Origin of the sequence: Corallococcus sp. CA049B, from assembly GCF_003611685.1 — a bacterium.
In the GTDB taxonomy this organism is placed as follows: domain Bacteria; phylum Myxococcota; class Myxococcia; order Myxococcales; family Myxococcaceae; genus Corallococcus; species Corallococcus coralloides.
Genome location: NZ_RAWC01000477.1, coordinates 1 through 570 on the forward strand (window position 1 = coordinate 1; position 570 = coordinate 570).

The 570-nt window shown below is 73.0% G+C and carries 1 protein-coding gene; it reads left to right on the forward strand.

Features of this window, described 5'->3' with window-relative positions; genetic code table 11:
• The coding region (locus tag D7W82_RS39810) for an MFS transporter (protein WP_147439789.1) at positions 1 to 570 on the forward strand (570 nt) is incomplete at both ends.

Below are 570 nucleotides of genomic sequence, written 5' to 3' on the forward strand. Positions count from 1 at the left end.
GTGATGCTGGGCTCGGGGCTCTTGGGCATGGCGGCCTCCGGCCTGCTCAACCCGGTGATGCCGCTGTACCTGCGCGAGCGCGGGCTGGGCTTCCAGGAGATTGGCGCGCTCTACACGGTGGGGGCGCTCTTGCCCATCTTCGTGCAGCCGGTGCTGGGGGCGCTGTCGGACCGCCATGGGCGCAAGCCCTTCGTGGTGGGGCTGTCGCTCGTCACGTCGCTGATGGTGCCGGCGGTGGCGCTGGTGGACGACCCGCAGCCGCTCGCCGCAGTGATGATCCTCAAGATGCTGCTGTCGCGCAGCGCGGCGCCTGTGTCCAACGCGATGGTGGCGGACTTCGCGCCCGCCAGGCAGCGCGCCACCCTGTTCGCGCTGCTGGATGCCACGTCGAACCTGGTGTTCGTCGCGGCGCTGTTCGCGTCCTCCGCCGTCATCCGCGCGCTGTCGGTGGCGGGCACCTTCTTCCTGGCGGGCGGCCTGTTCCTCGCGGGCAGCCTGCTGCTGCTGGGCCTGGACGAACCGGCGCGGCCTCCGCGCGCGGAGGCAGGGCGCGGTGGGGCGGGCGCGGGG